Raw genomic sequence first — 17,852 nt, 5'->3', positions numbered from 1 at the left:
ACTTCGCAAGCCCCCGCCGGTAAGGTATAGTCCGCGTTTTTTGGAGGAATCATGCTGACTGAATCATCAACTCGTCTTAATAAATACATCAGCGAGAGCGGCATCTGCTCCCGTCGTGACGCCGATCGTTACATCGAGCAGGGCAACGTTTTTATTAACGGCAAACGCGCCACTGTAGGCGCGCAGGTATTTGCAGGCGATGTGGTGAAGGTCAATGGTCAGCTTATCGAGCCGCGCGATGAAGACGATCTGGTGCTGATTGCCCTGAATAAGCCGGTGGGGATTATCACCACCATGGAAGAGGGCGAGCGCGATAACATCAGCGATTTCGTCAATCACAGCAAGCGCGTCTTCCCGATTGGTCGCCTCGACAAAGATTCTCAGGGCCTGATTTTCCTTACCAACCACGGTGATCTGGTCAACAAGATCCTGCGGGCCGGTAACAACCACGAAAAAGAGTATGTCGTTACGGTCGACAAGCCAATCACCGATGAGTTTATTGCCGGAATGAGCGCAGGCGTGCCGATGCTGGGCACGGTGACCAAAAAGTGCAAAGTGAAAAAGGAAGCGCCATTTGTCTTCCGTATTACGCTGGTCCAGGGTCTGAATCGCCAGATCCGTCGCATGTGTAAGCATTTCGGCTTTGAAGTCACGAAGCTTGAGCGCACCCGTATCATGAACGTCAATCTCAAGGGATTACCGCTCGGGGAATGGCGCGACCTCACCGATGACGAACTCGTTGAGCTGTTTAAACTGCTGGAGAACTCCTCTTCAGAAGATAAACCCGCGAAGAAAGCTAAAGCTCCGGCTAAAACGTCGGCCGCAAAAAAACCGCAGAAGAGCGGTGCGAAACCTGCTGAAAAAGCGGATGCGGCTGGCGCCTCGCGCAAGCGCTTTGTCCAGCCGGGACGGAAGAAGAAAGGGCGCTAAACCCAGTCCGATGCAGAGAGCGATATTCTCGCCCTCTGTGCTTTCACGGGCGCATCACGGAATAACGCGCGCCGCCCGAAAGCGGGCAAACAGATCGCAGAACATCTCATCCGTCGCGCGATAACCGTGAAAGCCCGCCCGCCGCAGTTTGCTGCCGTCGCCAAACATGTCGTAGTTCCAGCCAAAAATAAAATCAGCGAAAGCGCCGTCACTCAGTGCCAGAATATCTGCTTCAACTAATGTGTTATCCCCGGCGATTTCCCGCCACAGCGCACGATAATCCTGAAATAGTTGCCGGAACGACAGCGAAACCGGCGGCGCGATCTCCAGTTCAAACCAGGCTGCAATGACCGGCCATAGCTCACTCCAGCGCCAGAGATCGCCATTATTGATATTAAAGGCCTGATTGCGTGCGTCAGAAGTGCGTGCGGCCCAGATCGTCGCGTCGGCCAGCAGAGTGGCATCGGTAAAATCGACCATACTCTGCCAGGTTTCTGGCGAACCGGGAAAGCGTAAGGGCAGCCGCGCCGCGCGACAGATTGAAGCGTAGAGCGCCAGGCTCAGCGCCAGGTTCATGCTGTTGCCCGGCCTGTCACTGCCGACCACACCGGGCCGCAGCGCACTCCAGTGCCAGGCTTTACCATGCTGTTGTGCGCTCAGCCAGTTCAGCTGCGCGGCGTTAAACTCAGCACCCGGTACACCAGGATCGCTTTCCCGCGCCGGCGTTTTAAAGCGTCCGAGATGGGCGCCATACACCTTGTATCCCTGCATCAGACTGACATGCTCAAGTGGGGCGACATCCTCCATGGTCTGAACCAGATTTTGCAGCATGGCAAGATTTGGTCCGACCATCGTTCCCCAGTCAGAAGCGTTCAGCCAGGCGCTGTAAAAGATATGCGTGACGTCGGTGAGTGATGCCAGCCGTTGCTGGCACTGCTGACTATCGCGCAGATCGACCGCTATAATCTCTGTTCCGCTGACTGCAAAGTCTGACCGATGCGTCAGTGCCTTGACCTGCCAGTGGTCTGCTACCAGTGCCTGACTCAGTTGCTGACCCACAATCCCGCTGGCACCCGCCACCAGCGCAACCTTTTTACCCTGTGTCGTTTTCATGATCGCTATCCGATTAAGAAAGAAGCCGCATTCTCACCTGTGTAAAATTCTGATTAAATCCCCGTAACCGGATATCACTTATCAGGAAAATCTATAAATGCAGAACAAACTGACTGCGATGCAGACCTTCATCCGGGTGGCGGAAGCGGGCTCCTTTTCGGCGGCAGCACGGCAAAACGGCATGAAGCAGTCGGCTGTTAGCCAGCAGATCGCCGCACTGGAGGAGGCACTGGGCGTGGTGCTCCTGCATCGCACCACGCGAACCATGGCGTTAACTGAGCCGGGTCACCATTATCTGCAACAGGTCAGGCAGCTGCTTGGTGCGATGGACGAACTGGAGCAGCAACTACGGCCTGAATCGCAGCCGCTTCATGGCAGAGTGCATATTCAGTTGCCGAGCGGCATCGGGCAGCGGCTGATGCCGCATCTGATCGCTTTCCAGCAGGTGCATCCTGCGCTGCGTCTGAATATTGCGCTGGAGGATCGCCTGTCGGACCTCATCGTGGAAGGCGTTGACGTGGCGGTTCGTGTCAGCGAGTCGCCACCTGCCACGCTGGCTGCCCGTTCGCTCGCCACGATTGAAACCGTGCTGGTGGCTTCCCCTGAGTGGATAGCGCGCAACGGCCCGCCGCAGACGCCCGATGACCTTATGCGCTATCCGCATATACGTTTTAGTGGTATAGCGACTGATGCGCCGCTGCAGCTGGTTTCTGCGACCGCGAAAGTCTCTGTTCCGGTAGAAAGCGTGTTTCGGTCTAATAACAGCGATGCCTTGATGCAGGCCCTTGAAGCAGGCCTCGGTATCGGCGGCTTACAGACGCTGCCTGGCGCAGACGCGCTGGCCTCCGGCCGACTGGTGCGGGTGTTACCGGACTGGCGAATGCCCGACCGTTATCTCTATGCCCTATTCCCGGATGCCCGTTTTATTCCTTATAAGGTCCGTAAGCTGGTCGGACGGTTAAGTGAGGTGTTGATGCAGGGATCAGGGCAGAGCCAGATCTGATGCCCAGGCGATTTTATTAATTCGCAGGGTGCAGCAAAACCCGGAAACGCTTAAAACCCTCGCAAAGCTCTGATATGACCGTCCGGATGGTGTGCAGCGCATTCTTTCACACATGCGCCTGGTATCCGATGCCCGGCGGGTTAACTCAGCCTTCTCTTACGCCTAATCAGACAGTGCTTTTGCCACCATAAGCCAGATTTTTTAAAAGGTTCACATTCAGACCAACGACACTTTTCACCCTCATCAGGGCGTGGCAGGATAAGCGCAATCTATCAAGGAGTGTGCCTGATGTTACTGAAAGGTATGAACGATCCGCTGCTGAAAGCGTATCAGCATCCCAAATCACGGATGATGATCAGCCGTTTCAGGGGGCTGGCGGGCGACAGAAGACTCAGTGACTGGCAGGCATTCTGTATTCTGGTAACCGGCTTTACAAATTACTGGTATGTGCAGGCTGGTCACTACAGCATTAATATCACGCTCACCAAAACTCGTCAGTTCGACTTCCTGCAGGACTTCCTTCATTTCACAGTCACCCTGGATGGATTGATCGGCGATGAACATTTTCGCAGCCCGGACTTTGTACTACCACATTACGATGTGCCTTATGAATTCTGTCGCTGGCGCAACAAGCGCAGCTATGACGCCTTAACCACCTATGTGAGTAAACAGGGGGTGAAATCTCATAAAGGGATGTTTGTCGCCTCGGAAGGCGCGTCTCCGGAAGAGCAGGTGATGAAATGGGAAGGGGTGGTCAACGTCTATGACAAAACCTTTTTCAGTGTGACTAACTTCAATACAACTCAGGAATTCCTGATTAAAGACCTTCGTAAATCCATTCAGGATGGATTACTGAAGCACCTGAGTTTTTACCGCGATCTGTTTCACTATATTTTTCCCACACCGGCAGAGGCACGATTGCAGGCGCGTGACGACAGGCGCTATCTGATGAAAAGATAGCGCCCGGTCATTTTACTTTCAGTCACTGGCATCCGCACAGAATGGTCGCTGTAAGGCGGATCAATCTGTTATGAGCGAACCGCTCTGAAAGTTTACCACTTCATCTCGCCGGTATTCACTTTCGCGCTGAGTTCAAGTGACGCCGGCTCAGCCAGTTTTGGCCAGGCGGTGTTCATGGCGGCAATTACCGCTGCTGAGGTTTTATGTTCTGACAGCGCCGCTTCAAAACTCTTCAGATAATTCAGGGTGAAATCCACAGCCTGTGAGCCGGCTGGACGCTCACCCAGATAGTGGCCCGGAATAACATTTTTCGCGTTGAGCGTCTGCATCTCAGTGAGGATATGGCGCCACTCACTGCGGCTCTTAACGGTCTGAGTGTCAGCCGTCCAGACGTGGATGCCAGAGGAAAGGGCTGTACCGCCCAGAATGGTGCTCACAGAGGGGATCCAGATGTATGCAGCATATTGATCAGGATGACGCAGTTCCAGCGCCTCGCCATCCACGCTGAAGCGGGTCTGATGCGTAACGTCTGGCACAAAGACTTTATCCGGTGCACCCTGTTTCATCTGAGGGCCCCAGTATTTCAGCTTGGCGTCATGAGTCTGCTGGATATGCTTTACCACCGCAGGTGCGGCAACGATTTTGACGTCCGGCCAGGCTTTAACAATCGGCTCCAGACCGAAGTAGAAATCGGGATCGCCCGAGGTGATCACAATCTCCTTCAGCTTTTTACCACGCTTTTTAATCATCTCCACCAGCTTCTCACCATCCTGGATGCTGAACTGGGCATCAAACAGAATTGCTTCGGTTGGCCCGGAGACCAGGGTTGAGGAGACGGCAAAAATACCTTTCTCCTGCGGATTATAGGTTTCCAGTTGCAGCGTGGCCGCGCTGGCGGAGGCGGAAGCCAGAACGAGTATCACAGGCAACAGAGCAGTTTTCATTAATATTCCTCAGAGATATATGCCCGACTCAGGCAGGTGTATCGGGCGATGTGCAGAATCAGTAGCGCTATTCTACGCATCTTGCTATCTGTTAGAATTCCCGGAATCAGAGATGCTGAGTTTCATAATCCGAACAGGTGAGTGGGATGGACAGAGTGACGGCAGCTGCCGTTTTTAACCGGATATGTGAGCTGGGTAGCCTGAGTGCTGCTTCGCGTGCGCTGGGGATCTCGCGGCCGATGGTCAGCCGTTATCTGGAAGAGATGGAAAAGTGGGCGGGAACGCGTCTGCTGCATCGCTCGTCGCGCCGGCTGACCCTGACGCCTGCCGGTGAGGCGATTCTGCAAAAGACCCGCCAGCTGGCTCTGCTGTCAGAAGCGATCCAGCAGGAAACCACCCAGAGTGTTCCAGCCGGAACGCTACGCATCGCCTGTGCCCATTTTACGGCGCTTCATCTTGTCGGCCCGGTCGTCCCCGATTTTCTTGATCGTTATCCGGCGCTGCGCATCGAACTGGATATTAACAATCAGCCGGTAAGCCTGATCAGCGAGCGCATCGACCTCGCCATCCGTATCACCGATGCGCCAGAGCCGGGAGCAATCGCACGCCGTCTCGGTGAATGTCACTCTGTACTCTGCGCCTCCCCCGTCTATCTGCAGAAGCGAGGCATTCCGCAAACGCCTGGCGATCTGGCGCAGCACAACTGCCTCTACTACAGTCGTTTTGCCGGTCAGAGCTGGCATTTCACGGCGGCTGGTGGCGAGAAAATCTCTGTCGCCGTTAAAGGGAATTTCAGTGCGGGCATTTCGTCACTGTTATGTGACGCAGCGATTGCAGATTGTGGGATAGCGATGGTGCCTGAACTGGAAGCACGCCCTGCGCTTGAAGCGGGAAAGCTGGTTGAGTTATTGCCCGATTATGCGCCGCAGCGCATCGGTATCTGGGGGCTTTACCTGTCGCGTGAGCACCAGTCTGCCGCGCTGCGTCTGATGCTGGATGAACTGCAAAACAGCATTCAGAGCCGGTGATGAGAGGAAATCGAACTGAGAATGATGGGGACATTTATGAATGATGATCAACAACTGTACTGGAACCCTATGGTGCCAGAACTGACCGTTACTGACTTTGCCGTTTCGCTGCATTTTTACACCGATGTGCTGGGCTTTGAGGTGCGGATCCAGCGTCAGAATCCTGACTTCGCATACCTCTGCTTTGGTGAGGCGCAATTGATGATTGAACAGTGCCATCCGCAGGGGTGGAACACAGCTGAACTGGAGAGGCCGCTGGGGCGGGGCATTAATTTTCAGATCGAAGTCGATGACATTCAAGCTGTAATGACAGGTTTGCAACAGCATGCCGTGCCACTTTTTCGTGCGTTGAGTGATAACTACTATGACACCGGCGAGACAACCGCCTGCCAGCGGGAGTTTCTGGTACAGGATCCAGATGGTTATCTGCTGCGCTTTAGCCAGTATCTGGAATAAGCTGAAAGCGTTTTCGACACTACCAGTGATGACTTAAATAGCGTAAAAAACGCGCCTGTATTCTGCATTTTATTTTGAATGTTCAGTCATAATAAATATATGTTTTAACTTTACCGGCTTTATTTCAGTCGTAGAGGAAATTCAGCCTGCCATTTACAGCAGGACAATTAATGATTACCCGATCCGCTAACAAAAAATCCATGCGTAGCATGGTAATGAGTGTAAAGATTAAATAAAGGGGCTGAAGGTGTGGCTTCTTTCTGAAAAGGTCATCAGGAAAAAGAACCCAGGCGAAAAAATCTTTCACGCTATGGTCTACACTCACGTTACTTAGCTGGATTAGATAATTCTTAACATTGTCTTTGTAATGAATTTCATTTGGGTAAGTGTTTAAAATTTACATTTATTTTTTCACTCAGCACTTAATCTTTGGGCATGTATGCCGATAACAGGTGATACATACTCAGGAGGACGCACTATGAAATTATTTTTATCTCTCTGCTTTACCACGTTGCTGATCACCCTGGCTGGTCCAGCGAGTGCAGATCCAAATTCAGGTACTATCATCTTCAGGGGAGCCATAACGAACGGTTCGTGTAATATGAATATCGGGCAGAATCCTGTTGTGTTTGACTGCTATGATCCCGCTCGTGGCAAGGCTGTCGTTACAACTGCTGACCTGATGAACCCCAAATCCCTGACTGGCTTGCCTGTAGAAGTAAAAATGCACTGGTTTAACCCTGCGAAATCGAAAGGGATTATTGAGGTCAGCTATCTCTGATTCCCATAACGGATTTTAGTGTTTACCTGAAAACCCCAGTGCGATCTGCAGGTCATAACTCGCAGAGAGTGAATAAAGCATAAAGTCCCTGACATAATAAGGTCTAATCTTCCGTATACCTGTTCAGCAAGAAACAATGTGCTGCACCTTCACCAGGAGATTCAGGTGAGTGAATTCCAGGTGCAGGCTGATGATGCTGACAATTTATTAAAACTCTTTTATTTTATGTGTTCTCAAGCGCTATACCGGTTCCCGAATGGATAAAGATAAAAACCCACCTTTATAGCTAAAGGTGGGTTTTTAATGGTTTTATAAAAAACATCCGGGGATCACGAAGGATCAGAAGAGCGCTGAGTAAAGTACTTCGTACTTTGACGCTTCTCCTTTTTACGACGCAGAACCAGACTGGTGGTAATGATCAACAGTGTTAATCCGCAGGTTGCCAGTAATTCAGCCTGATGCTTCGCGTCAAACAACATGATCACAAGTACGGTCGTGATAAACAGAATCGTTACCCACGTCAGGCCTGGGAATAGCCACATCCGGTAATTCAGGACTTCACCCGCCTTTTCGCGCTTTTTACGCAGCACAAGATGCGATACGGCAATCACCAGATAGACCAGCAGCGCAATCGCCCCCGACGTCGCCAGTAAAAACTCAAACACGACACTTGGCGCAAGGTAATTCGCAATTACTGCCAGAAACGCAGCAGCGGTCGAGAGCAATACCGCAACCCACGGCGTGCCGCTGCGATTAGTGCGTGAAGCAGCAGCAGGCGCATCTTTGCGGCGGGAGAGGGAGTAAAGCATGCGCGATGAGGTATATAGTGCAGAGTTAAGACAGCTGCACACCGCCATCAGCACCACCAGGTCGACAATCAGCCGGGCATGCGGAATGTTCATCGCCGTTAATACCGTCTGCCATGAGCCCTGTTCAACCAGGCCAGGCGTGTTCCACGGCACCAGTGCGACCACAAAGAAAATCGACAGCAGATAAAACAGCGCAATGCGCCAGATAACCGAGTTAGTTGCCTGGGTAATCTGCTTGCCAGGGTTTTTAGACTCGGCAGCGGCAATAGTGACGATTTCGGTACCCATAAAAGAGAACATCGTGGTCAGGATGGCCGCTACAACCGCACTCATACCATTCGGCATAAACCCGTGCGTGTCATAAAGATGCGACAGGCCACTGGTGTTGCTGTCAGGCAGCAGACCCAATACTGCCGCCCCCGCCACACCCAGAAACAGGATAATGGCCACGACCTTGATCAGCGCAAACCAGAACTCAAATTCCCCATAATTTTTAACGCTGAGCAGGTTGGTAATGGTCAGCAGTAACGTGATGGCAAAGGTATATTGCCAGATGGCGACCTCGGGGAACCAGGCGTGCAGAATCGTCCCCGCTGCATTGGCTTCAAGTGGGATCACCAGCACCCAGAACCACCAGTAGAGCCAGCCGATGGTAAAACCGGCCCAGCGACCCAGCGCTTTGTCCGCATAGGTTGAGAAAGAGCCTGAATCGGGTGAAGCGACGGCCATCTCGGCCAGCATCCGCATAATTAACACCACCAGCGCACCGGCAGCCGCGTAAGAGATCAGCACCGCAGGACCGGCTTCAGAAATAGCGTGGCCGGAGCCGACAAACAGCCCTGCGCCAATCACACCCGCAATTGAGAGCATACGCACGTGGCGCGGTTTCAGGTTTTGAGCCAGCGAATCTTCATTCGCACTCTGATTCATCGTCATGTAAACGTCTCCAGGCGACGTCCGGCCTGAATAGCCGGACGAAAGGGGAACAGGCTTGCGTGAACGCACAGCGAAATCAGGCCGGGACGACGGGATGTCCGGCAGAAGCAACACAGTGATTAATTACCGTGGAGAGAATGGTCAGCGCCTGGCTGAACTGGGCATCAGGAATGGTGAGCGGGTAGAGGAAGCGGATGACGTTGCCTTTAGCTCCACAGGTCAGCAGCAGCAGGCCCTGTTCCATTGCCATCTTCTGAACCGCCTGCGCGGTGCTGGCCTGATAGAACTCCATCGCCACCATGGAACCCAGCGCACGTACGTCAGCAATGTCCGGATGTTTGCGTTGATGCTCCAGCAGTTCAGCTTCAAGCCTGGCACCGAGATCGACGGCGCGCTGGCAGAGCTGCTCCTCTTCAATCACATCCAGCACCGCATGGGCTGAGGCGATAGCCAGTGGGTTACCGGCATAGGTTCCGCCCAGGCCCCCAGGCGCAGGTGCGTCCATGACCTCTGCACGACCGGCGATGGCGGAAAGCGGCATGCCGCCTGCCAGGCTTTTTGCCATGGTGATAATATCGGCCTTCACCGGATAGTGCTCCATGGCGAACAGCTTGCCGGTCCGGGCAAATCCACTCTGGACTTCATCCGCTATCAGCAGAATGCCGTGGCGATCGGCCAGCTCCCGCAACTGCACCATAAACTCTGCCGGTGCGGCATGGAATCCGCCTTCCCCCTGCACCGGCTCCAGCACGATCGCGGCCACATCATGCGGTGCAATGTCCTGGGTAAAGATTTCGTCGAGGCTGATCAGTGACGCCTCAATGCTGATCCCCTGAACTGCGCTGGGGTAGCGTGCATGGAAGACAGAAGGTGGCATCGGGCCGAAGTCCCGCTTGTAGGGCGCCACTTTACCGGTCATCGCCATCGTCATGAAAGTACGACCATGGAAAGCGTTACCAAAGGTGATGATGCCGTGACGGCGGGTATAGGCACGAGCCACTTTGACCGCATTTTCCACCGCTTCCGCGCCAGTCGTGAAGAAGGCCGTTTTGGCCGATCCGGCAATGGGCACGCGCTGATTAATGCGCTCGGCCAGGGAGATATAACTTTCGTAAGGGGTTATCTGAAACGCTGTATGGGTAAACTTTGTTAACTGATCGGCAATGGCCTGTTCAATACGTGGATGGCGGTGGCCCGTGTTCAGCACCGCGATGCCGCCAGCGAAATCGATCCAGCTTTTACCGGCCTGATCCCATAAGGTGGCGTTTTCTGCCCGGGCAACGTACCAGTCGCACAGCGTACCGATGCCTTTAGGGAGAGCCTGTGCTTTGCGCTGCTGCATCAGGTTATTATTTTCGCTCATTTCATCCACCTCGTTAATATGCGTGTTTACAATTCCCGACAAACACGTTTATTTATGCCTGAGGCGTGGTGAGTTGCCAGAGCCAATTCTCAGAGGAAAGGTGGAGCCAATTGCGACTCTTGTACGCAGATCATCTATTAGCACGGTTACAGTTTTTAAGAACCGGCTCATTACATCAGCGGTTGCTGAATTGTATGCAGGCCGCAATCGCGGAAGAGGTGTTTCCCCGCGGAAGCCGTCTGCCGCCAACCCGCGATCTGGCGCGCGAACTCGGCGTGTCGCGAAACACGGTAATGCATGTTTATGAAAGTCTGATGGCGCAGGGGTATGTCACCGCGCGCACCGGCAGCGGGACATGGATTGCCGAGACGTTGCCGGAGAATTCTCTGCAAAGTGATGCGATTGCCGATCTTCAGGCGGTGAGGGCGCAACGACCCGCGACGCTGTCAAAGCGGGGTGCCAGTCTGCTGGGGCATGCAACTGCCTCGCCCTATCAGTGGGGCGCGTTTGTGCCCGGCGCACCCGATGTCACCGAATTTCCTCACAAGCTGTTCAGCCAGATTCAGGCGCGGCTGAACCGCGAACCTGACGTACATCGCCTGGTCTACAGCAGCGGCGGCGGCTGTCCCGATCTTCGCCATGCGCTGGTGGATTATCTGCGGGTGGCGCGTTCCGTACGGGCCGATGCTGACCAGATCCTGATTACCGAAGGGGTTCACCAGGCGGTTGATCTGGTGACGCGGGTGTTATGTGATCCCGGCGATCGGGTCTGGATGGAGGAACCGGGCTACTGGGGAACACGTAATCTGCTGCGCATGAATGGTCTGAAGATTCGCGCGATGACGGTGGATGAGCAGGGACTGGTACCGGACAGCGGCCCGGCCCCTAAAATGGTGTTTGTAACGCCTTCCCATCAGTATCCGCTGGGGGTGCACCTGAGCCTGGCGCGTCGTCAGGCATTGATCGCCCTGGCACGCCGTCATCAAAGCTGGATTGTTGAAGATGACTACGACAGCGAATTTCGCTTTTCCGGTCAGCCTCATCCCTCACTTCAGGGGCTGGAAGCCGATGCACCGGTCATCTACATGGGCACATTCAGCAAGACACTCTATCCCGCTCTGCGTATTGGCTACATGGTGGTGCCGAAATCGCTGGCACAGCCGTTGCGCATCGCGGCGGCGGAACTCTATCGCGGCGGACACCTGCTGATTCAGCGGGCGCTGGCTGAGTTTATCCGACTGGGCCACTACATGGAGCATATTCGCCGGATGCGCCTGCTTTATCGTCAGCGGCGGCAGTTTCTCTGCAGGCTGATTGAGCGCTATCTGGGGCCAGCATTTTTACCGGCATTCAATCATGAGGCGGGACTGCATCTGGTGATGCCGCTGCCAGCGGGCGCGGATGACGTTGCGATAGCTGCAGAGGCGCTGAAACGCGGGGTCAAAGTGCGACCGCTTTCGCAATACTATATGCATCCGCAGGAGGCGCGCGGATTGCTGTTGGGTTATGCCTGCGTCAATGAGCGGCAGTGTCAGGACGCCTTTGGCACACTCAAAGCCTGTCTTATGTCCGCAGGGATGGTCTTTAGTCCGCCGCGTTAGCGGTTCATGGGTTTTAAAAGGCAGCAGTTTCAGGGCTGGAGCTGTGCTAACGCATTGACATTTCATCAGCGTCACCGAGAATACAGCTCTTTGCGTTTCGACCAGAAAATACTGGAGTTTATCATCGCCCTTAATCCCTTTTCTGCACAGGCCAGAGCGGCTATTAAGCGAGGCGCTGCGCTGGCTGCGGCGTTATTGCTGGTCAGTTGCGCATCCGAACCGCCGAAATCGCTGGTGACCCCTTTTCCGCCGGTAACGAAACAGCCATTACCTGTGCCCGGCAAGCCAGCACAGCCTCAGGCTAGTCAACCGATGCGGGGTGTCTGGTTAGCCACGGTGTCACGTCTCGACTGGCCGCCCGTGGCGTCGGTGAACGGCACCAGTCCGGCGCAGCGTATCCGCCTGCAGCAGCAATCCCTGACCAACAAACTGGATAAGCTGAAAAGCCTGGGCATTAACACGGTGTTTTTCCAGGTGAAGCCGGATGCCACGGCGCTCTGGCCCTCAAAAATCCTCCCCTGGTCGGATATGCTGACTGGCAAAATCGGTGAAGATCCAGGATATGATCCGCTGCAGTTTATGCTGGATGAGGCGCACACGCGCGGCATCAAAGTTCATGCCTGGTTTAATCCCTACCGGGTATCGGTCAATACTAAACCTTCGACCGTCAGCGAACTGAACCGCACGCTGTCACTGCATCCGGCCAGTGTTTTTGTGCTGCACCGCGACTGGATCCGCACCGCAGGGGATCGCTACGTGCTCGATCCGGGCATTCCTGAGGCGCGTGACTGGATCACCAGTATTGTGGCCGAGGTGGTGGCGCGTTATCCCATCGACGGTGTGCAGTTCGATGACTACTTCTATGCCGAATCAGCAGGTTCGCTGCTCAACGATAATCAGACCTTCAGTCGCTATGGGCAGGGTTTTGCCGGTAAAGCGGACTGGCGACGTCACAATACTCAGCAACTGATTGAGCAGGTGTCACGCACTATCAAACAGCTGAAGCCAGACGTTGAATTTGGTGTCAGTCCGGCGGGCGTCTGGCGCAATCTGTCGCACGATCCTGCTGGTTCCGATACCCGAGGCGCGGCAGCGTACGACGAAGCCTTTGCGGATACCCGTCACTGGGTGCAGCAGGGTCTGCTGGATTACATCGCCCCGCAGCTCTACTGGCCTTTTTCCCGTCAGGCTGCCCGATATGACGTGCTGGCAAACTGGTGGGCAGAAGTGGTGAAACCGACTAAAACCCGGCTCTACATCGGTCTTGCGCTTTATAAAGTCGGCGAGCCATCAAAAATTGAACCTGACTGGACGCTCCAGGGTGGTGTGCCTGAACTGAAAAAGCAGCTCGACCTGAATGAATCTAACCCCAATATTGATGGCACCATTCTGTTCAGAGAGAACTATCTGAATCAGCCGCAGACTCAGCAGGCGGTGAGCTACCTTAAAAGCCGCTGGGGAGGCTGAAATGCCCGGACAGCATGACCAGTGCGGTTAAGTTTTTCCCTGTGACTTACTGCTATTCTTGCGCTTTATGTGGGAGGAACCATGAGCGAACTGATTAATATTTTTACAAGTCATAAAAGTGAACGCAGTTTCACTGAGCAACCTGTCGATGAAGCGGTGCTGGATCGTATTATCAGTACTGCATACCGCGCACCGACATCAGTAAACTCACAGCAGGTTTCTGTGGTGATCACGCGTGATGCCGGACGTCGCGCAGAGATCGCCGCCATCGCGGGCGGTCAGCCGTGGATTGCCAAAGCACCCGTCTTCATCACTTTCGTGCTGGACATGCATAAATCGGCGGTGGGAATGGCCGCTGTCGATCAGCAGCAGATTGCCCATCAGAGCATTGAGAGCATCGTGTCGGGTTCTACCGATATTGGTATTGCCCTGGGCTCAGTCATGGCCGCTGCGCGTGCAGAAGGTCTGGGCATTGTGCCGATTGGCGGAATCCGTCGCGATCCACAGGCGATGATTTCACTGCTGGAGCTGCCGCCGCTGACCTTCCCGGTTGCGGGTGTGGTCATCGGTCACGTGGACGAGCCTGCTCATCAGAAACCGCGTCTGCCTCTGGCTACTTTCCGCCATGATGAGACCTATCAGACGCAGGGGCTGGAGCAGCAGATTGCAGCTTACAACGATGAAATGGTTCAGCACTGGAAAAACATCGGTCGTCACGACGGTGAGAGCTGGAGCGAAAGCGTCAGCGGTTACTATAAAAATATCTACTTCCCGGCTGTATTGCCCGCACTGCTGAAACAGGGTTTCGGCACGGATAAATAATTCCTTCTGCGCGAAGTGAAAAGTATCAGGCCATCCGTCCATTGTGACGGGTGGCCTTTTTCATTTTGTTACTATAACGAAATGTGACTTTCTTCTTTGTAACACATAATTTCCCTGTTAACCGAAGCGCTACTGCCTTTAACACTTACTTTCCAGGGAAATAACATGTCTCAGCGTTCACTCTATGCGCTCTGTTTAATGAGCTTTTTTCTGGCTGATGTCCGCGACGGGTTGGGACCTTTTCTGGGCATATTTCTGACGGAACGGCACTGGCGTCCTGATGAAATCGGACTGGTGATGACCTGTGGCGGCATCGCCGGACTACTTGCCACGCTGCCTGCTGGGATAGCTGCCGATGCGACCCGCCATAAAAAAATGATTGTGCTGCTGGGTTGTCTGGTGATCACCGTTGCTACGCTGCTGCTGTGGTACAGCAATCAGACCTGGACGGCGATGGTCTCGCAAATTGTGGCGGGAATTGCTGCGGCGTTTATCGGTCCGACCGTGGCGGGGATCACCCTGGGGCTGACCGGTCAGCGCGGCTTCAACCAGCAGATGGGACGCAATGAAGCCTTCAATCATGGTGGTAACACCATTGCAGCGTTGCTGGCGGGTTTTTCTGCCTGGTACTGGGGCATGGGTGCTGTCTTTATTCTGATGACGGTGATGGCGATTTTTGCTGCCTTCGCCACACTTGCGATTCGCGGTGATGAGATTGATAACGAGGTGGCGCGAGGCTTTGAACAGAATGAAGAGCGTCAGCCAGCGCTGAGCTTATCGATGCTGATGCGTAAACCGGCGCTGATGATAGCGGGCGTGACGCTGCTGCTGTTTCACCTTGCCAATGCCGCGCTATTACCAATGCTGAGCATGCGCGTCGCCTCCGCAGGCGGACAGGCGGCGGTTAGTCCCGGTCTGTACGCTGCGGCAACGGTGGTGATTTCCCAGCTGGTGATGATCCCGGTCGCGCTGTGGGTCTCGAAACGGGTGGAAACGCACGGCTATCGCCTGTTCATCATGGTCGCCCTGATGATTTTACCGCTGCGCGCGGTTATTGCAGCAGGCTTTGCCGAACCGCTCTTTGTCATTCCGGTTCAGATTCTGGATGGTATTGCGGCAGGGATTCTGGGCGTGGCGGTGCCGGGCTATATTGTGTCTCTGATGCGGGGGACCGGCCATGTTAATGCCGGGCAGAGCGTCATTATGCTGATGCAGGGCGCAGGCGCTGCGCTGAGTCCGGCCATGACCGGAGCAATCGCCGCGCGTTATTCTTACAGCACTGCGTTTGCAGTTCTCGGGGCGATAGCCCTGCTGGCGCTGATTTTATGGTGGCGCACCGGTAGCTCACCTGCCACCCGCCTTGCCTGAGCAGGAATAAAAAAGGCTGCCCATTGGGCAGCCTCTTCTGGCAAATCCATTTGCGACCATCCGTTATTTATACAGTTCTGGGGTCATGTGAACACGATTATGAGTGTTCGCTTCCGTAATTTTGTACTGCGCACCCTGCTCCTGAGCCTGAGCGGCGATTTTCGATTCTGCCTCATCCTCTAACTACGACCTATTTGGGAATTCGATTAGCCATACTAAATGTATGGGTTAAAGGTTGTTATGTAAACTGACCCGCTCCCCGTATGTGATCCATCCATAATCAGGAATATCCGGGTAACGGATTCATCGTTATGTAAATGGGCCTCAGTGGTGGTGGCCGCCTCCTGCAAAATCGCCTGTGCGGCCTGCAGGGCGGACATTTCGCCGTTTACCATCACAATATGGCAGGCAAGATCGTTCAGCAGAGGGCTGACCGTGAGGCGCGTCAGGTTACTGCGACTCTCCTTGCTGCCGTCGTATGCAAACATCACTCGTGCGGGCGGCGTAAACGTCTCCGGCACAACCATCACCGGCCGTTTCTGCAGGCGAATGATGCTCTCAAGGTGGCTGCCCACCGGGTTATGCGCACCACGGCGACCCAGCACCATTAGCCGTGTTCAGCCCGGTTTCGCGAGAATTTCATCCAGGGCACTCGGTTAGTGGCCGCCCATCAGCTTGTCCACTTCTTCGGGCTTATCGTGTACACCGAAGCGGTCAACGAGGGTGCGTGTTGCCTCATTCATGCCGCGGATATCCACTTCTGTGCCTTCGCGGCGGAACTTAATCACCACTTTGTCGAGCGCGCTTATCGATGTGATGTCCCAGAAGTGCGCGTGTGTGACGTCAATCACCACGCGTTCAACCGCCTCGCGAAAGTCAAAGTGGCTCATAAAGCGATCGGCCGAGGCAAAAAATACCTGCCCGGTGACGATGTAGGTACGGGTCCCATTGCTCAGCGTGGAGTTAACCACCATAAAGCGAGCCACCTTGGTGGCAAAGTTCAGCGAGGCTATCAGCACGCCGGTCAGCACGCCAAAGGCAAGGTTATCGGTTGCCACCACTACCACGACCGTTGACAGCATGACCACGCTGGTTGAAAGTGGATGGCTGCGCAGATTGGCAATGGAGCGCCAGGAGAAAGTGCCGATGGAGACCATGATCATCACGGCCACCAGAGCTGCCATCGGTATCCGGGAGACCCAGTCGCGCAGGAATACCACCATCAGCAGCAGCACCACGCCAGCTGTGAGCGTGGAGAGACGCCCGCGTCCGCCCGACTTCACGTTAATCACCGACTGACCGATCATCGCGCAGCCCGCCATGCCGCCAATAAACGAGGTACAGATATTGGCCACGCCCTGCGCCTTGCACTCGCGGTTTTTATCGCTCGGCGTGTCGGTCATGTCATCCACAATAGTGGCGGTCATCATTGATTCCAGCAGTCCCACCACGGCCAGGCCCGCAGAGTACGGCAGGATAATCATCAGCGTGTCGAGGTTTAACGGAATATCGGGGATCAGAAAAACCGGCAGGCTGTCAGGCAGCTTGCCCATGTCGCCGACGGTGCGCACGTCCAGGTGGAGCCACATGGAAATGGCCGTCAGCACGATAATACAGACCAGCGGTGAGGGGATGGTTTTGTTGATATACGGGAACAGATAGATAATGGCCAGGCCCGCTGCGGTCAGGGCATATACGTGCCAGGTCACATCGGTGAGTTCCGGCAGTTGCGCCATGAAAATCAGAATGGCCAGCGCGTTAACGAAGCCGGTTACTACCGAGCGCGAAACATAGCGCATCAGGCTACCCAACTTCAGGTAACCGGCCGCCAGTTGCAGGACGCCGGTGAGCGCCGATGCGGCCAGCAGATACTGCAGGCCGTGATCTTTTACAAGCGTGACCATCAGCAGGGCCATAGCGCCAGTAGCCGACGAAATCATCGCCGGACGGCCACCGAGGAAGGCCATAACCAGGGGAATACAGAATGCAGAGTAGAGTCCGACCTGCGGATCCACACCGGCAATAATGGAAAAGGCGATCGCTTCAGGTATAAGCGCGAGCGCGACCACAATACCGGCAAGAACGTCACCACGGACATTACCCAGCCAGTCCTTATGTGTCGAGGACAGCAACATAGTCATTTCTCAGTTTTTGATTGCGGTTAGCCCGTGAGGGCAAAAAATTTACAGACGAAAAAGCACATCCGCAGACGGGATGTTTTTGAGTGCGCGCCGAAGTTTATTCAGTGCGACGGAGAGGGGATGAAACTCA

The 17,852-nt window shown here is 54.6% G+C and carries 15 protein-coding genes and 2 pseudogenes; 10 read left to right on the top strand and 7 right to left on the bottom strand.

Annotated elements, in window-relative coordinates; translation table 11 throughout:
• The first annotated feature begins 51 nt into the window (after positions 1-51).
• The gene (gene rluF, locus N1689_RS09010) at positions 52-930 is read left to right on the top strand and encodes a 23S rRNA pseudouridine(2604) synthase RluF (protein ID WP_253417995.1); all 879 of its coding nucleotides are present in this window, start codon (positions 52-54) and stop codon (positions 928-930) included.
• Between the two features lie 54 nt (positions 931-984).
• On the opposite strand, the gene N1689_RS09005 is transcribed toward rluF, so the two are convergent.
• On the bottom strand, positions 985-2,043 hold the full coding sequence (locus tag N1689_RS09005) for an SDR family oxidoreductase (RefSeq protein ID WP_253417997.1): 1,059 nt from the start codon (positions 2,041-2,043) through the stop codon (positions 985-987).
• A 97-nt stretch (positions 2,044-2,140) separates the two neighbouring features.
• On the opposite strand from N1689_RS09005, the gene N1689_RS09000 reads away from it, so the two are divergent.
• Positions 2,141-3,046, top strand: a complete 906-nt coding sequence (locus tag N1689_RS09000; RefSeq protein ID WP_161735717.1) for a LysR family transcriptional regulator — start codon at positions 2,141-2,143, stop codon at positions 3,044-3,046.
• Positions 3,047-3,334: 288 nt separating this feature from the next.
• Positions 3,335-4,006, top strand: coding sequence for a hypothetical protein (locus N1689_RS08995; protein WP_161735719.1), 672 nt, complete (start codon positions 3,335-3,337; stop codon positions 4,004-4,006).
• Positions 4,007-4,098: 92 nt separating this feature from the next.
• On the opposite strand, the gene N1689_RS08990 is transcribed toward N1689_RS08995, so the two are convergent.
• Entirely contained in the window at positions 4,099-4,950 is an 852-nt protein-coding gene (locus tag N1689_RS08990; protein ID WP_161735721.1) for a Vmh family MBL fold metallo-hydrolase, read from the bottom strand.
• 146 nt (positions 4,951-5,096) lie between these two features.
• On the opposite strand from N1689_RS08990, the gene N1689_RS08985 reads away from it, so the two are divergent.
• From N1689_RS08985 to N1689_RS08975, 3 genes are all read left to right on the top strand, one after another.
• The gene (locus N1689_RS08985) at positions 5,097-5,978 is read left to right on the top strand and encodes a LysR family transcriptional regulator (protein ID WP_161735723.1); all 882 of its coding nucleotides are present in this window, start codon (positions 5,097-5,099) and stop codon (positions 5,976-5,978) included.
• 36 nt (positions 5,979-6,014) lie between these two features.
• Positions 6,015-6,434, top strand: a complete 420-nt coding sequence (locus tag N1689_RS08980) for a VOC family protein (protein ID WP_253418000.1) — start codon at positions 6,015-6,017, stop codon at positions 6,432-6,434.
• A 478-nt stretch (positions 6,435-6,912) separates the two neighbouring features.
• Complete coding sequence (locus N1689_RS08975) at positions 6,913-7,215, top strand: type 1 fimbrial protein (RefSeq protein WP_161735727.1); 303 nt, start codon at positions 6,913-6,915, stop codon at positions 7,213-7,215.
• Between the two features lie 329 nt (positions 7,216-7,544).
• On the opposite strand, the gene gabP is transcribed toward N1689_RS08975, so the two are convergent.
• Together gabP and gabT are read right to left on the bottom strand one after the other, a co-directional pair.
• Positions 7,545-8,960 (bottom strand): GABA permease, encoded by a 1,416-nt coding sequence (gabP, locus tag N1689_RS08970; protein ID WP_161735729.1) that lies wholly within the window; start codon positions 8,958-8,960, stop codon positions 7,545-7,547.
• 76 nt (positions 8,961-9,036) lie between these two features.
• Positions 9,037-10,323 (bottom strand): 4-aminobutyrate--2-oxoglutarate transaminase, encoded by a 1,287-nt coding sequence (gene gabT / locus N1689_RS08965; protein ID WP_260058638.1) that lies wholly within the window; start codon positions 10,321-10,323, stop codon positions 9,037-9,039.
• 110 nt (positions 10,324-10,433) lie between these two features.
• Between gabT and N1689_RS08960 the strand changes: the two genes are divergently transcribed.
• The 4 genes from N1689_RS08960 (at position 10,434) to N1689_RS08945 (ending at position 15,581) form a co-directional block, all read left to right on the top strand.
• Positions 10,434-11,924, top strand: coding sequence for a PLP-dependent aminotransferase family protein (locus N1689_RS08960; RefSeq protein WP_253418004.1), 1,491 nt, complete (start codon positions 10,434-10,436; stop codon positions 11,922-11,924).
• Between the two features lie 90 nt (positions 11,925-12,014).
• On the top strand, positions 12,015-13,391 hold the full coding sequence (locus N1689_RS08955; protein ID WP_260058636.1) for a glycoside hydrolase family 10 protein: 1,377 nt from the start codon (positions 12,015-12,017) through the stop codon (positions 13,389-13,391).
• An 81-nt stretch (positions 13,392-13,472) separates the two neighbouring features.
• Positions 13,473-14,213 carry a nitroreductase family protein gene (locus tag N1689_RS08950; protein ID WP_222925572.1) on the top strand — a complete coding sequence of 247 codons (741 nt, stop codon included), beginning with the start codon at positions 13,473-13,475 and terminating at the stop codon, positions 14,211-14,213.
• Between the two features lie 165 nt (positions 14,214-14,378).
• Positions 14,379-15,581, top strand: a complete 1,203-nt coding sequence (locus N1689_RS08945; RefSeq protein ID WP_161735736.1) for an MFS transporter — start codon at positions 14,379-14,381, stop codon at positions 15,579-15,581.
• Positions 15,582-15,644: 63 nt separating this feature from the next.
• Here N1689_RS08945 and N1689_RS08940 read toward each other — a convergent pair.
• The 3 genes and pseudogenes from N1689_RS08940 to N1689_RS08930 form a co-directional block, all read right to left on the bottom strand.
• Positions 15,645-15,758: pseudogene (locus N1689_RS08940) on the bottom strand (YdgH/BhsA/McbA-like domain containing protein); the annotation flags it as partial.
• A gap of 119 nt (positions 15,759-15,877) precedes the next feature.
• A pseudogene (locus tag N1689_RS08935) lies at positions 15,878-16,231 on the bottom strand (universal stress protein); the annotation flags it as partial.
• 6 nt (positions 16,232-16,237) lie between these two features.
• Positions 16,238-17,716 (bottom strand): SulP family inorganic anion transporter, encoded by a 1,479-nt coding sequence (locus N1689_RS08930; RefSeq protein ID WP_260058764.1) that lies wholly within the window; start codon positions 17,714-17,716, stop codon positions 16,238-16,240.
• Positions 17,717-17,852: the final 136 nt, after the last annotated feature.

This window comes from Pantoea sp. XY16, assembly GCF_025153065.1.
GTDB lineage: Bacteria > Pseudomonadota > Gammaproteobacteria > Enterobacterales > Enterobacteriaceae > Pantoea > Pantoea alfalfae.
This window is presented reverse-complemented; position numbering and strand designations above follow the sequence as displayed.

What these genes read in the sequence shown, in the direction of transcription:
- rluF (WP_253417995.1), top strand. Translation starts at nt 52, where the DNA reads ATGCTGACTGAATCATCAACTCGTCTTAATAAATACATCAGCGAGAGC.
- N1689_RS09005 (WP_253417997.1), bottom strand. Translation starts at nt 2,043, where the DNA reads ATGAAAACGACACAGGGTAAAAAGGTTGCGCTGGTGGCGGGTGCCAGC.
- N1689_RS09000 (WP_161735717.1), top strand. Translation starts at nt 2,141, where the DNA reads ATGCAGAACAAACTGACTGCGATGCAGACCTTCATCCGGGTGGCGGAA.
- N1689_RS08995 (WP_161735719.1), top strand. Translation starts at nt 3,335, where the DNA reads ATGTTACTGAAAGGTATGAACGATCCGCTGCTGAAAGCGTATCAGCAT.
- N1689_RS08990 (WP_161735721.1), bottom strand. Translation starts at nt 4,950, where the DNA reads ATGAAAACTGCTCTGTTGCCTGTGATACTCGTTCTGGCTTCCGCCTCC.
- N1689_RS08985 (WP_161735723.1), top strand. Translation starts at nt 5,097, where the DNA reads ATGGACAGAGTGACGGCAGCTGCCGTTTTTAACCGGATATGTGAGCTG.
- N1689_RS08980 (WP_253418000.1), top strand. Translation starts at nt 6,015, where the DNA reads ATGAATGATGATCAACAACTGTACTGGAACCCTATGGTGCCAGAACTG.
- N1689_RS08975 (WP_161735727.1), top strand. Translation starts at nt 6,913, where the DNA reads ATGAAATTATTTTTATCTCTCTGCTTTACCACGTTGCTGATCACCCTG.
- gabP (WP_161735729.1), bottom strand. Translation starts at nt 8,960, where the DNA reads ATGACGATGAATCAGAGTGCGAATGAAGATTCGCTGGCTCAAAACCTG.
- gabT (WP_260058638.1), bottom strand. Translation starts at nt 10,323, where the DNA reads ATGAGCGAAAATAATAACCTGATGCAGCAGCGCAAAGCACAGGCTCTC.
- N1689_RS08950 (WP_222925572.1), top strand. Translation starts at nt 13,473, where the DNA reads ATGAGCGAACTGATTAATATTTTTACAAGTCATAAAAGTGAACGCAGT.
- N1689_RS08945 (WP_161735736.1), top strand. Translation starts at nt 14,379, where the DNA reads ATGTCTCAGCGTTCACTCTATGCGCTCTGTTTAATGAGCTTTTTTCTG.
- N1689_RS08930 (WP_260058764.1), bottom strand. Translation starts at nt 17,716, where the DNA reads ATGTTGCTGTCCTCGACACATAAGGACTGGCTGGGTAATGTCCGTGGT.